Origin of the sequence: Rhodococcus opacus (genome assembly GCF_012396235.1) — a bacterium.
Lineage (GTDB): Bacteria > Actinomycetota > Actinomycetes > Mycobacteriales > Mycobacteriaceae > Rhodococcus_F > Rhodococcus_F opacus.
Map to the genome: position 1 here is coordinate 90204 of NZ_JAAXPA010000016.1, position 14078 is coordinate 104281.

Below are 14078 nucleotides of genomic sequence, written 5' to 3' on the forward strand. Positions count from 1 at the left end.
ATCAGCATCCGCGCGGCCCGATCCGGCTCAGTCCTCCTGAACCGGATCGGGCCGTCGGTGTCTCACCGGGTGCCGACGACGCGATCGGCGCCTTCGAGGGTCCGCCGAACGGCGTCGATGCCGAGTTCCATCATCTGCGCGGTCCGCTCCGCGAGAGTTGCGGGCAGGATGTCCGCGATCCAGACGAACACGGTCGCGCCGTGGCCGTCGTCGCTCACCTGGGCGGAAGCATTGTGATGCAGGTAGGGGCCGTCGACGATCGACCAGGCCAGTCGGCGCGCGTCCTCGTCGCACGAGACGAGACGCTCCCGGACGACGGAACCGTCGAAGAACGTGATGACCCGATCTCCCCGGTCGATCACCGAGGCGGTGACGAAACCTGCGGCGAGCCGCGTGTGCAACGCACCCCAGTCGCGCAGAGCGTCCCACGCGGCAGCGGGTGTGACATCGATGTGGGTGGACTCGTAGATGTATGACATGACTGCAGCCTGCCGCGGGAACTGCCGTGAGGATTGAAGATTCTTGCAGGCCACCGTATGTGCGGGAAGGTGTCGGGCCCCACGGGTAGCGTCCCCGTTGTGGCGGTGAGCGAGGTCGCACGTCTGCCGGGCGCGAGTGTCTGGGCGGTGGACTGCTGTGGCGTGCACACGGCCTGGTCGGACGTGGAGGTGCGGGACGATCACCGGCTCGTGCTCGTCCGTGGCGGCCGATTCGTTCGCCGGATCGGCAGACGTGAGTCGGTGGCCGATCCGACCGTGGCGTATCTCGGAATACCCGGCGAAGTGGAACAGTTCGCGCACCCCGCCGGTGGAGACCGGTGCACGTCGATCAGTGTCCGGCCCGAGCTCTGGCGTGCGATCGCCGGTGACCACTGGACACTCGGCCGTTCGGATGTGTACGTCGATGCCCGCGTCGACCTTCTTCATCGGCGCCTGCTCCGTGCCGGCCGGACGGGCGACGTCCACTTCGCCCTCGCCGAGGAGGCCGTCCGGCTCGTCGCGGTCGTCGCGGTCGCCGCGTCACGGGCGCGGTCGCGTTCACACCGGCGCGGCGGCATTCCGGACCACGTAGTGGCCGCGGCGGCCCGCGCGGCGGTCCTCGACGACGAGCCCGGCTCGGACGGTTTGATACCGCTCGCCGGACGGTTCGGGGTGTCACCGTTCGCGCTCAGTCGTGCGTTCAGTGCAGTCATGGGCGTCTCGCTCACCAGGTACCGCAACAGGGTTCGGGTCGGGCGGGCGCTCGAGCGGATCGAGAACGGCGACCGTGACCTCGCCGGACTCGCCGCGGACCTGGGATTCTCGGATCAGGCGCACATGACCAGGACCATCGGGGCCCACCTCGGCGAGACACCCACCGCGCTGCGAACACTGTTGTCGGCCTGAACGACCCTCGACTTCTGTCGGTGGTCGATGCGAACATATGTTCGTGTCCGATTCGCCGCGCCCGCGCATCTCGAGTGGCGCCGAGGCGACCATCCTGCACGCCGACCTCGATGCGTTCTACGCCTCGGTGGAGCAGCGGGACGACCCCGGCCTGCGGGGTCGTCCGGTGATCGTCGGCGGCGGCGTCGTGCTGGCCGCGAGCTACGAGGCGAAGGCGTACGGGGTGCGCACGGCCAGCAGCGGTGCGCAGGCGCTGCGCCTGTGCCCGCACGCCGTCGTGGTGCGCCCACGAATGTCGGCGTACGCGGCCGCGAGCAAGGCGGTGTTCGAAGTCTTCGGCCGGACGACGCCCCTGGTCGAGGGACTGTCGATCGACGAGGCCTTCCTCGACGTCGCCGGTCTCCGCAAGATCGCTGGCGCGCCGGTCGACATCGCGGCGCGTCTGCGCCGGGACGTACGCGAGCAGGTGGGTCTGCCGATCACGGTCGGGATCGCGAGAACGAAGTTTCTCGCGAAGGTCGCCAGCGCGGTGGGCAAACCCGACGGACTGCTGCACGTGCCGCCGGACCGCGAGATCGAGTTCCTCCATCCGCTGCCGGTCGAAAGGCTGTGGGGTGTCGGCGCGGTGACGTCGGTCAGGCTCCGAGACGCCGGGATCGCCACCGTTGGGCAGCTCGCCCACCATCCCGAAGAGCTGCTCGTGTCCATCGTCGGACCCGCGGCGGGCCACCACCTCCACGCGCTCGCCTGGGCACGCGACCCGCGTCCCGTGCAGGTGGGGCGCAGGCGGAGATCCGTCGGCGCGCAGCACGCTCTGGGGCGCAGACCGAAGTCGAGGGAGGATGTGGACGCCGCTCTGGTGACGTTGGTGGACCGGGTGGCCGGCCGATTGCGCCGCGGCGAGCGGGTCGGGCGCACGGTGGTGCTCCGGCTGCGGTTCGACGACTTCACCCGGGTGACGCGTTCGCACACACTCGCGCAGCCGTCGGCTCAGACGCAGACGATCCTCACGACGGCCCGCGGCCTGCTGAACAACGCGATGCCGATGATCGAACGCAAGGGCATCACCCTCGTGGGAATCGCGGTGGCCAACCTCGAGGACGACTGCCCGCAACAGCTGGCGCTGCCGTTCGACCCGTACACGAGTAGTTCACTCGACAGCACGCTCGACAGTCTCCGCGACCGCTTCGGCTCCTCGGCCGTCACCCGCGCCGTGCTGCTGGGCCGGGATCAGGGTGTGACGGTGCCGATCCTGCCGGATTAGGCCGGCAGGATCGGCCACCGATCAGCTCGCGTCGAACTTTCGGGCCGCCAGCGACCGGACGATCCCGGCGCGGCCCTCGACCACCAGGCGGCGCAGGGCGGGCGGGTGGTCGCCGGCCAGGAATTCGTCGGCTGCCGCCACGGATTCCTCGCTGATCGACCACGACGGGTACAGACCCACGACGACGGTCTGCGCGACCTCGCTCGAACGCCGCTCCCACACCCCGGGAATGTCCGCGAAGTAGCGGGCCACGTACGGTGCGAGGATCTCGGACTGGCCGTGACCGGCGAATCCGCCGATGATCGAGCGGGCGGTGATGTTCGGCACGGAATCGTCGCCGACCACCCGGTTCCAGGCCTGTTCCTTCACCGCGGCCTGCGGGCGGACGGTGGCCGCGGCGGCGGCGTTGCGGGCACCTGCCGCGGTGGGGTCGCGTTCGGCTTCGGCGTCGATGAACGGCGTCTCGACGCCCTCGGCGTCGATCTCACCGGCCCCGGCGAGTGCGGTGACGAGACGCCAGCGCAGGTCCGTGTCGACGACGAGCCCCGGAAGCCCGACCGTCTCGGGTGCGGCGTCGAGCAGTTCCTGCAGCACCTCGGTGTGCCACGCCGACAGCTGCGCCCCCGCCAGCGCGTTGACGAACGCCAGCTGGTGGTCCGAACCCGGCTCGGCTTCCCGCGCCAGTTCGAGGAGCCGGTTCGCGAAGTCCGGCCAGCCGTGTTCCTTGGCCCACTCGGGTTCGGCGTAGCTGTGCAGCGCGGTCTGGGCCTGCATCAGCAGTCGCTGGACGACGCCGACCTCGGTTTCGGCGCCGACGCCGCGCTGCACGAGGGCGACGAAGTCCCGCGCCTTGAGTTCGGCCTGACGCGTCATCTCCCAGGCCGCCGACCACACCAGCGTGCGGGGGAGGGGCTCGTCGATGTCGCCGATGCGGTCGATGGCGGTGGCGAGCGAGTCGGGATCGAGCCGCAGCGAGCAGTACGTGAGGTCGTCGTCGTTGACGAGGATCAGCTGACCGCGTTCGACACCGACGAGTTCGGCGACGTCGGTGCGTTCGGTGGCGTCGAGGTCGAGTTCCACCCGCTTCGTGCGCACGAGCTTGCCGTCCCGGTCGTCGTACACGCCGACGGCGATACGGTGCACCCGTCGCTCACCGGCACCCGGTGCGGCGCCGGACTGCAGGACGGCGAACCGCGTGAACTTGCCGTCCGCGTCGACGTCGAATTCGGGGCGCAGGATGTTGAGCCCGGTGGTCTTGAGCCACTGGGCTCCCCAGTCGGACAGGTCGCGGCCCGACGACTTCTCGAGTGCGCCGAGGAGGTCGTCGAACGTGGCGTTGTCGAAGGCGTGGTCGCGGAAGTAGTCCCGCAGGCCGGACAGGAAGGGGTCGAGCCCGACATACGCGACGAGCTGCTTGAGGACCGAGGCGCCCTTCGCGTACGTGATGCCGTCGAAATTCACCTCGACCGCGGCGAGGTCGGGGATGTCGGCGGCGATTGGGTGGGTGGAGGGCAGCTGATCCTGCCGGTACGCCCAGGACTTCTCGACGTTGGCGAACGTGGTCCACGCGTTGGTGTATTCGGTGGCCTCGCTCTGGCAGAGCACGGAGGCGAACGTCGCGAAGGACTCGTTGAGCCACAGGTCGTCCCACCAGCGCATGGTGACGAGGTCGCCGAACCACATGTGCGCCATCTCGTGCAGGACGGTCTCGGCGCGCCGCTCGTACGACGCCCGCGTCACCTTGGACCGGAAGACGTAGTCCTCGAGGAACGTCACGGCGCCGGCGTTCTCCATCGCGCCCGCGTTGAATTCGGGGACGAACAGCTGGTCGTACTTCCCGAACGCGTAGGGGGTGCCGAAATTGCGGTGGTAGAACTCGAAGCCCTGCTTGGTTTCCGTGAACAGGCGCTCGGAGTCCATGTGCTCCCCGAGGGAGGCGCGGCAGTAGATCGCGAGGGGGATGTCGCCGTGCTCGTCGGAGTAGTTGTCGGTCCACTCCGCGTACGGGCCGGCGATGAGCGCGACGAGGTAGGTGCTCATCTTCGGTGTGGTGCGGAAGATGTGGCGGCCGGCGTCCGGCGCCACCGTCTCGACGGTCGCGGAGTTGGAGATCACCTTCCAGTCGGCGGGGGACGTGACGTGCACGTCGAACGTCGCCTTCAGGTCGGGCTGGTCGAAGCAGGCGAACATGCGCTTGGCGTCTGCGGTCTCGAACTGCGAGTACAGGTACACCGCGTCGTCGGTCGGGTCCACGAAGCGGTGTAGCCCTTCACCGGTGTGCGAGTACGCGCAGTCGGCCTCGACCACCAGTTCGTTGCGTTCCGCGAGATCGGTGAGTGTGATGCCGGTGGACTCGTCGTAGTTCGACACGTCGACGGGGGAGCCGTTCAGCGTGGCCGAATGCACACGGGCCGCGACGATGTCGACGAACGTGGACGCGCCGGGGGTAGCCCCGAACGTGACGGTGGTACGAGAGGAGAACGTCTCGACTCCGGGCTGACCTGTCCCGTCGGTGAGGTCGAGTTCGATCAGATAGTTGTCGACGGTCAGCAGTCCGGCTCGTTCGGCTGCCTGTTCGCGGGTCAGGTTCGGTGGGGCCACAGAGGTCTCCTCGTGATCGGCGGCGGTGCTCGTACTCGATGCTGCCATCCCATCACGAGTGGGCCGGGGGTGTTAACCAGTGGGCCGGGGGTGTTAACCGGACAGGTCGGCCAACGGCACCCCGGGGTCGGCCAGGCGGTCGGGATCGACCGGGGCGGACGACGACACCAGTTTCTTGATCTGATCGGTGACATCCCAGATGTTGACGTTCATGCCGGCGAGGACGTGGTTGTCCGCGTCGAGCCAGAAGGCCACGAACTCGCGTGCGGCGAAATCGCCGCGCACGACCACCCGGTCGTACGAATCGTGCGGGGCGTACCCCACATACTCCATGCCCAGATCGAACTGGTCGGTGAAGAAGTACGGCAGGTTCCCGTATTCCGCCTCGTGCCCGAGCATGGTGGCGGCGGCCACGGCCGGCTGGTTGCGCGCGTTCGCCCAGTGCTCGACCCGGATGCGGGTGCCGAGCTGCGGATGCTGTTGCGTGGCGATGTCGCCCACCGCGACGACGTCGGGGTCGCTGGTCTGCAACCCGGCGTCGACGAGAACGCCGCCGTCGACGTCGAGTCCGGCCCGCTCCGCGATCTCGATGTTGGGTGCCGCGCCGACGGCGACGAGGACCGCGTCGGCGGGCAGGACGGTGCCGTCGCCCAGCCGAACCCCGGTGGCCTTGCCGTCTTCGACGACGATCTCCTCGACCGTGGCGCCGAGGTGCAGTTGAACGCCGTGCTCGCGGTGGAGTTCGGCGAAGACCGAGCCGATCTCGGGGCCGAGGGAGCCGAGCAGGGGAACTTCGGCGGCTTCCACCACCGTCACGTCGGCGCCCTTCTCCCGCGCGGAGGCGCCCACCTCGAGGCCGATCCAGCCGGCGCCGATCACCACGAGTCGTCGGCCACCGGCGACCGCCTCGATGAGCTTGTCCGATTCGTCGATGGTGCGGAGGTAGTGGACGCCCTCGGCGTCGGACCCGGAGATCGGTGGGCGGCGCGAGCGCGAACCGGTCGCGAGGGCGAGCTTGTCGTATCCCAGCGTGGAACCGTCCGGCAGCGTCACGGTGTGGGCGGCGAGATCGAGGGCGGTGGCGGTGGTGCCGAGCCGCAGGTCCACGTGATGGTCGCGGTACCAGTCGCCGTTGTGGACGGTGAAGTCGCCGAGTGCCTTCTTGCCTGCGAAGTGTTCCTTCGACAGCGGAGGTCGCTCGTAGGGAAGATGTTCCTCCTCCGACAGGAGGATGATCGATCCGTCGAAATCCTTGTCACGCAATGCTTCTGCCGTCTTCGCTCCGGCGAGGCCGCCGCCGACGACGACGAACGTGCGAGTGGAGGACATGTGAGGATGCTCCCTTCCGGTCGACCACTTTCGACCCTACTGCCGCGAGCGGGGTCTCCGGGAAGGATTCCCGGAGGGGAGGTGTTGACTGGACGGGAATGTGTACATCACCGAGAAGGAGCATCACGTGAGTGCTGGGACTAACGCCGGGACCGCCAAGGACGTCGCTGATTTCTGGTTCGACCCACTGTGCCCGTGGTGCTGGATCACCTCGCGATGGATCCTCGAGGCCACGCAGGTGCGCGACCTGGAGGCGAACTTCCACGTGATGAGCCTGGCCGTCCTCAACGAGGGCCGGGATCTGCCGGAGGAATACAGCGAGCTCATGACCAAGGCGTGGGGCCCGGTGCGGGTGCTGATCGCGGCCGCGCAGAAGCACGGCGACGAGATCCTGCTGCCGCTGTACACGGCGATGGGCACGCTCATCCACAACGACGGCAACAAGGACTTCGGCGACGTGATCGTCAAGTCGCTCGCCGAGGTCGGGCTGCCGGCCGAACTGGCCGAGGCCGCCGAATCGGAGGAGTTCGACGCCGCACTGCGCGAGAGTCACGCCGCAGGCATGGACGCCGTCGGACCGGACGTGGGAACCCCGACCATCCACGTCAACGGTGTCGCGTTCTTCGGCCCGGTCCTGTCGCGGATTCCCCGCGGCGAGGACGCGGGCAAGGTGTGGGACGGTGCGGTCGCGCTGGCCGGCTACCCGCACTTCTTCGAACTCAAGCGCACCCGGACCGAGGACCCCCAGTTCGACTGAGCCCCGTCCCGGGCACGGTCACCGAGTGACGGGCCCGGCCGGGTCGGCCGCGTACTGCAGTTGCTGCGGATCGCGGTAGATCTGGCCGGGTTTCACGAACAGGTGACCGTGCCGGGTCCTGTTCCGCAGGGCGGCGGCGCGCCAGGTCAGCACCGGATGTCCCGACAGCAGATTCACGAACCACGGAAAGAACCCGCGTTCGGTGGTGGCCCGGTCGGCGAGTTCGTCGAAGCCGACGATGCTGACGAGGTATTTGCCCGCGCCGAGAACGCCCATCGCGCCGCGGGCGCCCTGGGGCCGCACACAGTAGCCGTGATTGTCTGCGGTGTATTCCATCGATCGGAACAGCGCCGACCCGACGACGGGAATGTAGTTGGCGGCGAACTGTCCCAGTTGCCGCCAGTAAGAGGCGTGACCGGCCGCGATGTGACCGACCTCGTGGCCGATGATGAAGGCGAGGGCGTCGGGCTCGCGGGCCTCGCCGCCGATCTCGAACAGATCGCTGTACACCACGACGAAGCGGCGGAAACCGTGTCCGGATGCGAACGCGTTGATCCGGCCGTTCCCGAGCACGACGTACGCGTCGGGCGGTTCGGTCATCCCGAACCGCGCAGCCGCCTCGGCCACCATCCGATACCCGTCGGGGAACTGGGTGGGCGTCATCTTGATCCCGTTCACCTGCTGCGAGCCGTAGAGCTGGCCGCGGCCGACGGCGATGAGGATCGGTGCGATCAGCACGATGAGCACCCAGGTGGACACCACGCCGAGGAAGAGTGCCGCGATCGCCGCGACGTAGGCGACCACGGTGAGAACGATCGCCGCCACGAGCAGCGGGATCTCCCACGAGTGCCGGGCGGGCCTGTCGTGCGGCATGAGGCCCGGCAACGGGACCGGAGGATTCCATCCCGTCCCGCCACTCCACTGGTGCTGCGCGGGGGCCTGCCGATGTCCCGGATACGCCTGTCCCCAGTTCTGTCCGTTGTCGGGATACATGCTGATCACGATAAGCGTCCCGGGCCCCTGACACGATTCGCGAGGACGCCTGACAGAATCACCAGTCATGCGCGTATACCTGGGTGCCGACCATGCCGGATTCGAACGTAAGAACGAGATCATCGAACACCTGAAGGCCGCGGGCCACGAGACCGTCGACTGCGGCGCTCATGTCTACGACGCCCTCGACGACTACCCCGCCTTCTGCATCGAGACGGCTCGTCGTGTCGTCGCCGACGAGGGCAGCCTCGGCATCGTGCTGGGCGGCAGCGGCAACGGTGAGCAGATCGCCGCGAACAAGGTGAAGGGTGCGCGATGTGCCCTGGCGTGGAGCGTCGAGACCGCGCAGCTGGCCCGCCAGCACAACAACGCTCAGCTGATCGGCCTCGGCGGCCGCATGCACTCCCTCGAGGAGTCCCTCGCGATCGTGGACGCGTTCCTCGCCGCCGAGTGGTCGAACGAGGAGCGCCACCAGCGCCGCATCGACATCCTGTCCGAGTTCGAGAAGACCGGCGTCGCCCCGGCCCTGCCCGAGGCCTGATCGTCCTTGCCCGAAGGTCACACCCTGCACCGGCTGGCCCGGCTGCACCAACGCCGGTTCGCCGGTGCGCCGGTGCGGGTGCTGAGCCCGCAGGGCAGATTCGCCGAGGACGCAGCCCTCGTCGACGGCCGCGTCCTCGTCAAGTCCGAGGCCTGGGGTAAACACCTGTGGCATCACTACGAGTCCGGACTGGTCGTGCACGTCCATCTGGGACTGTACGGAGCATTCACGGAATCGGCCGTTCCGATGGAACCGCCGGTCGGGCAGGTCAGGATGCGGATGGTCGGCGCCGAATTCGGCACCGACCTCCGCGGTCCGACGGCCTGTGAGGTTCTCCATCCGCCGCAGGTCGCCGCCATCGAGGCGCGGCTGGGACCGGATCCGCTGCGGAAGGACGCCGATCCCGACAAGGCGTGGAAACGCATCTCGGCGTCGAAGACCCCGGTCGGGGCACTGCTGATGGATCAGGCCGTGATCGCGGGCATCGGCAACGTGTACCGGGCGGAGGTCCTGTTCCGGCACGGCATCAACCCCGACCGGCCCGGCCGCGCGCTGTCCCGTGACGAGTGGGACGCGCTGTGGGCCGACCTCGTCGCCCTGATGAAGGTCGGGGTCCGCCGCGGCAAGATGCACGTCGTCCGTCCCGAGGACGATCACGGCGATCCGGCGTATGCGAAGGATCGTCCCCGGACGTACGTCTACCGGCGGGCGGGATCACCGTGCCGGATCTGCGGCACCCCGGTGGCCCACTCGGTCATGAAGGGCCGCAACCTCTTCTGGTGCCCGAGTTGCCAGCCCTCCTGACGGCCGGCTAGAAGTCGAACCCACCACCGAAGTCGAACCCGCCGCCGTCTCCGCCGCCACCGAAGTCGAATCCGCCGCCGTCGCCACCGGCGTCCCCGCCCATGTCGCCGCCGCCGTCCGCGCCTGCGTCACCGCCGTCGCCACCGCCGTCTGCGCCCGCGTCACCGGTGTCCTGGGACGCGTCGCCCGCTCCGCTCTCGAAGCCCTGCGCGTCGTACCCCACTCCGGCCATCCCGGAGAACATCGCCGAGAACAGGAACATCGAGCCCAGGCCCCACGCGCCTGCGACGAGAGCGGGCTTCCACCACGGCTCCGAGTACCAGCCGGCCGGAACCGGGCGTCCCGCGACGCGGCCGCCGGGGTAGTAGTTCGGTGTCTTCGACGACGGGTTCGGCGACGCCGCGACCTGCCGCCCCTCGAACTCGACCTCACGGTCCTCGGTGACCGCGCCCGCGGACTTCTGGCCGTCGATGGACGGAATCTCCGGGCCGGGGTCCATGCCCATGGCCGTGCGGGCGGCGCGGATGTAGTAGTGACCCTCGAGTGCCGTCTGCTTGGCGAGACGCGCCTGGACGGGCGTCGTGGCCTGATCGATCTGGGAGCCGGCGGCGGTGTAGCGCTCGGACGCGTCGGCGAGTGCCTGCTGGGAGGCGGTGTCGGATCCGGTGAGGCTGTACACCTGTCCGCCGAGCCGTTCGATGGCCTGGCGCGCGTCTGCCTTGGCGTCCTCGAGCTGGTTCGCGGTTTGCCCGGCGCGGTTGCTGCGGCTCCTCACCACCAGGAAGGCGACCGCCGCCACGATCACGAGAATGAGTAGCAGTTCCACGGTGGGCCTCCGGAGTTCTCGCGGACCGCCGGCTGCGGGGCTGCAACATCCACGAGTAGGGGACAAATCGGACATCTCCCAGAGTACTGACCGAAATCGTGGTTACGCGCTCGGCGAACGGGGGAGTGGTCCGGCGGAGGGCGAGTGGGGCCGCGCCCACCGTCCATGTGACGCATGTCATAGCGGATGCGGTCTCTGCGGCCGCCCTCGAACATGAAAAAAGGAGCGTTCCCTGGGGTGGGAACGCTCCTGTGTGGAGGGGATGACGGGAATCGAACCCGCGTAATCAGTTTGGAAGACTGAGGCTCTACCATTGAGCTACATCCCCGTGCATACGACTACCTGGGATCGCCATGCATGTCGTCTGCGATGAGTGACTGTACCCAACCTCGCTTTGGATTTCATAATCGGGGGGCCGTAGGATTCTTCCTCGGGTCCTCGCGAGGTTGGCGAGAGCCGGCTTCGACCGGGGTGTAGCGCAGCTTGGTAGCGCATCCGCTTTGGGAGCGGAGGGTCGCAGGTTCAAATCCTGTCACCCCGACCAGAACCACAGGGCAGGTAACTGCCGCACAGAAAAGCACGACCACACGAAGGAGCCAGTCCGTGAAGAGCACCGTCGAGCAGCTCAGCCCGACGCGAGTCCGTATCAACGTTGAGGTGCCCTTCGAGGAGCTCAAGCCTGATTTCGACAAGGCCTACAAGGCCCTCGCGCAACAGATCCGTCTCCCCGGCTTCCGTCCGGGCAAGGCACCGGCCAAGTTGCTCGAAGCCCGTGTCGGTCGTGGCGCAGTCCTGGAGCAGGTCGTCAACGACGCACTCCCGTCCCGCTACTCCGAGGCCGTCACCAGCGCCTCGGTGAAGGCGATCGGTCAGCCCGAGATCGAGATCACGAAGATCGAGGACGGCGAGCTCCTCGAGTTCACCGCCGAGGTCGACGTCCGTCCCGAGATCACGCTGCCCGACTACAGCGAGCTGAGCGTCACCGTCGATCCGATCGAGATCACCGACGAGGCCGTCGAGGAGCAGCTCCTGTCGCTGCGTCAGCGCTTCGGCACCCTCACCGGTGTCGAGCGTGCGGTCGAGGACGGAGACTTCATCTCCATCGACCTGTCGGCCACCGTCGACGGTGAGGCCGTTCCCGAGGCCACCGCGAGCGGTCTGTCGCACGAGGTCGGTTCGGGTCAGCTCATCGAGGGCCTCGACGAGGCCGTCGTCGGCGTCAAGGCCGGCGAGTCCAAGGAGTTCACCTCGACGCTCGTCGCCGGTGACCACGCGGGCAAGGAAGCTGTCGTCACCGTCACCGTCGGTACCGTCAAGGAGCGCGAGCTGCCTGCCGAGGACGACGAGTTCGCTCAGCTGGCAAGCGAGTTCGACACCCTCGACGAGCTGAAGGCCGACCTGCGTGAGCGCGTCGGACGCGTCCGCAAGGTCGAGCAGGCCGGTCAGATCCGCGACAAGGTCCTCGAGACCCTGCTCGAGACCGTCGAGGTCCCGCTGCCCGAGGCCGTCGTCAAGGCCGAGGTCGACGCTGCACTGCACGACGCCGTGCACGGTCTCGACCACGACGAGGAAGCGCTGAACAAGCTCCTCGAGGAGCAGGGCACGAGCCGCGAAGAGTTCGACAAGGACGCCAAGGAGAGCGCCGAGCGCTCGGTGAAGACCCAGCTGCTGCTGGACGCCATCGCCGACGCCTCCGACGTCACCGTCGGCCAGGACGAGCTCACCGAGCGCATCCTGTTCCAGGCGCAGCGCTACGGCATGGCCCCCGAGCAGTTCATCCAGCAGATCCAGCAGGCCGGCCAGCTCGGCGCCGTCTTCGCGGACGTGCGTCGCGGCAAGGCTCTCGCCGGTGTCGTCGAGCAGGCCACCGTCACCGACACCTCGGGTGCCGCTGTCGACACCGCCGAACTGTTCGGCAACGGTGAGGCCGACGCCGAGGAGGCTGCGTCCACGGACGAGGCTGCGTCGGATTCCGCCGAGGGCGAAGACCAGAAGTAATGCTGGTCGCGGGATGTTTCTCTCGCGTTCGGCTGTGAGTTGTTTTCCGCTTTGAGCGAAGTAGGGCGGCACCGGGACTCCGGTGCCGCCCTCCTTCGTTAGTGTCTGTGTCAGCAATCAACGATTTACGGAGAAGGCAGGTACCGTGACTTCCAATCACCTGGAGACTTTGCAGAGTCCCGCCATGACTTCAGCCACCGCTGGGTTGAACCTCAGCGACTCGGTGTACGAACGCCTGCTGCGCGAGCGCATCATCTTCCTCGGTACCCAGGTCGACGACGACATCGCGAACAAGCTGTGCGCTCAGATCCTGCTGCTGTCGGCAGAGGATCCCAGCCGGGACATCTCCCTCTACATCAACTCGCCCGGCGGTTCGGTCAGCGCCGGCATGGCGATCTTCGACACGATGCAGTTCGCCGAGTGCGACGTCGCGACGTTCGGAATGGGTCTGGCCGCGTCGATGGGTCAGTTCCTGCTCTCCGCCGGGGCCAAGGGCAAGCGGTACGCGCTCCCGCACGCGCGGATCATGATGCACCAGCCGTCCGCCGGAATCGGTGGTACCGCCAGTGACATCGCGATCATGGCCGAGCAGTTCGCGCACACCAAGCGCGAAATGGCCGAGCTGATCGCCGAGCACACCGGTCAGACGGTCGAGCAGATCACCGCCGATTCGGATCGTGACCGCTGGTTCACCGCACAGCAGGCTCTCGAATACGGTTTCGTCGACCACGTCGTCTCCCGCGCGGCGCAGGCGGGCGGGACGGGGCTGTAGCGGCCCGGCTTCCTCACTGACCGCTCCCACACATCCTTTGGAGAACTGATGACCAACCTGTTCGATCCCCGCAGCCTGGGAGGCCAGGCGCCCGCAGGCCCCGAGTCTCGCTACATCCTGCCGTCGTTCATCGAGCACTCGAGCTACGGCGTCAAGGAGTCCAACCCGTACAACAAGCTGTTCGAGGAACGCATCATCTTCCTCGGCGTGCAGGTGGACGACGCGTCGGCCAACGACGTGATGGCTCAGCTGCTCGTTCTCGAGTCGCTGGACCCCGATCGCGACATCACCATGTACATCAACTCGCCGGGTGGCTCGTTCACCTCGCTGATGGCGATCTACGACACCATGCAGTACGTCCGCGCCGACATCACGACGGTGTGCCTCGGCCAGGCGGCCTCGGCTGCCGCGGTGCTGCTGGCGGCCGGTAGCCCCGGCAAGCGTCTCGCCCTGCCGAACGCTCGTGTCCTCATCCATCAGCCCGCCACCGGCGGCATCCAGGGTCAGGTCTCCGACCTCGAGATCCAGGCTGCCGAGATCGAGCGGATGCGTCGCCTGATGGAGACCACCCTCGCGAAGCACACCGGCAAGGATGCCGACGTGATCCGCAAGGACACCGATCGCGACAAGATCCTCACGGCCGCCGAGGCCAAGGAATACGGAATCATCGACGACGTGCTCGAGTACCGCAAACTCAGCGCCCAGAAGTGATTTCCTGCCGCCCCGGCTCGGGCGACACGCCGTTACGGCGCGGTTGCCGCGAGCCGGGTGCGGGATCGGCAAGGCTGGCTTTCCCGGAAGATCGGTG

At 67.9% G+C, this 14078-nt stretch carries 13 protein-coding genes and 2 tRNA genes; 9 read left to right on the top strand and 6 right to left on the bottom strand.

What is annotated here, in order from left to right; genetic code table 11:
• Nucleotides 1-62: 62 nt before the first annotated feature.
• The gene (locus tag HGB39_RS21600; protein WP_005264323.1) at nt 63-479 is read right to left on the bottom strand and encodes an SRPBCC family protein; all 417 of its coding nucleotides are present in this window, start codon (nt 477-479) and stop codon (nt 63-65) included.
• A gap of 99 nt (nt 480-578) precedes the next feature.
• Between HGB39_RS21600 and HGB39_RS38905 the strand changes: the two genes are divergently transcribed.
• On the top strand, nt 579-1385 hold the full coding sequence (locus HGB39_RS38905; protein ID WP_248949722.1) for a helix-turn-helix domain-containing protein: 807 nt from the start codon (nt 579-581) through the stop codon (nt 1383-1385).
• Nucleotides 1386-1422: 37 nt separating this feature from the next.
• Nucleotides 1423-2649 carry a DNA polymerase IV gene (gene dinB / locus HGB39_RS21610; RefSeq protein ID WP_133984504.1) on the top strand — a complete coding sequence of 409 codons (1227 nt, stop codon included), beginning with the start codon at nt 1423-1425 and terminating at the stop codon, nt 2647-2649.
• Between the two features lie 21 nt (nt 2650-2670).
• Here the strand turns inward: dinB and pepN are convergent, their stop codons facing one another.
• Both pepN and HGB39_RS21620 read right to left on the bottom strand, forming a co-directional pair.
• Nucleotides 2671-5250, bottom strand: a complete 2580-nt coding sequence (gene pepN / locus HGB39_RS21615; protein WP_064080459.1) for an aminopeptidase N — start codon at nt 5248-5250, stop codon at nt 2671-2673.
• 93 nt (nt 5251-5343) lie between these two features.
• Complete coding sequence (locus HGB39_RS21620; RefSeq protein ID WP_005570668.1) at nt 5344-6579, bottom strand: NAD(P)/FAD-dependent oxidoreductase; 1236 nt, start codon at nt 6577-6579, stop codon at nt 5344-5346.
• Between the two features lie 127 nt (nt 6580-6706).
• On the opposite strand from HGB39_RS21620, the gene HGB39_RS21625 reads away from it, so the two are divergent.
• On the top strand, nt 6707-7336 hold the full coding sequence (locus tag HGB39_RS21625; RefSeq protein WP_037207372.1) for a DsbA family protein: 630 nt from the start codon (nt 6707-6709) through the stop codon (nt 7334-7336).
• A gap of 18 nt (nt 7337-7354) precedes the next feature.
• Here the strand turns inward: HGB39_RS21625 and HGB39_RS21630 are convergent, their stop codons facing one another.
• Entirely contained in the window at nt 7355-8329 is a 975-nt protein-coding gene (locus tag HGB39_RS21630; protein WP_043792007.1) for a M48 family metallopeptidase, read from the bottom strand.
• Nucleotides 8330-8396: 67 nt separating this feature from the next.
• Here HGB39_RS21630 and HGB39_RS21635 point away from each other — a divergent pair, with 67 nt between their 5' ends.
• Both HGB39_RS21635 and HGB39_RS21640 read left to right on the top strand, forming a co-directional pair.
• Nucleotides 8397-8870, top strand: coding sequence for a ribose-5-phosphate isomerase (locus HGB39_RS21635; RefSeq protein ID WP_005248193.1), 474 nt, complete (start codon nt 8397-8399; stop codon nt 8868-8870).
• A gap of 6 nt (nt 8871-8876) precedes the next feature.
• On the top strand, nt 8877-9674 hold the full coding sequence (locus HGB39_RS21640) for an Fpg/Nei family DNA glycosylase (protein WP_005570671.1): 798 nt from the start codon (nt 8877-8879) through the stop codon (nt 9672-9674).
• A gap of 7 nt (nt 9675-9681) precedes the next feature.
• Here HGB39_RS21640 and HGB39_RS21645 read toward each other — a convergent pair whose 3' ends face one another.
• Both HGB39_RS21645 and HGB39_RS21650 read right to left on the bottom strand, forming a co-directional pair.
• Nucleotides 9682-10500, bottom strand: coding sequence for a hypothetical protein (locus HGB39_RS21645; RefSeq protein ID WP_005570672.1), 819 nt, complete (start codon nt 10498-10500; stop codon nt 9682-9684).
• Nucleotides 10501-10754: 254 nt separating this feature from the next.
• Nucleotides 10755-10828, bottom strand: a tRNA-Gly gene (locus HGB39_RS21650).
• 139 nt (nt 10829-10967) lie between these two features.
• Between HGB39_RS21650 and HGB39_RS21655 the strand changes: the two genes are divergently transcribed.
• The 4 genes from HGB39_RS21655 (at nt 10968) to HGB39_RS21670 (ending at nt 13981) form a co-directional block, all read left to right on the top strand.
• Nucleotides 10968-11044, top strand: a tRNA-Pro gene (locus tag HGB39_RS21655).
• 59 nt (nt 11045-11103) lie between these two features.
• Nucleotides 11104-12498 (top strand): trigger factor, encoded by a 1395-nt coding sequence (gene tig, locus HGB39_RS21660; protein ID WP_005264332.1) that lies wholly within the window; start codon nt 11104-11106, stop codon nt 12496-12498.
• Nucleotides 12499-12682: 184 nt separating this feature from the next.
• A complete protein-coding gene (locus tag HGB39_RS21665; RefSeq protein ID WP_005264333.1) occupies nt 12683-13270 on the top strand; it encodes an ATP-dependent Clp protease proteolytic subunit in 588 nt (195 codons plus the stop codon).
• A 48-nt stretch (nt 13271-13318) separates the two neighbouring features.
• Nucleotides 13319-13981, top strand: a complete 663-nt coding sequence (locus tag HGB39_RS21670; RefSeq protein WP_005264334.1) for an ATP-dependent Clp protease proteolytic subunit — start codon at nt 13319-13321, stop codon at nt 13979-13981.
• The last annotated feature ends 97 nt before the right edge of the window (nt 13982-14078 follow it).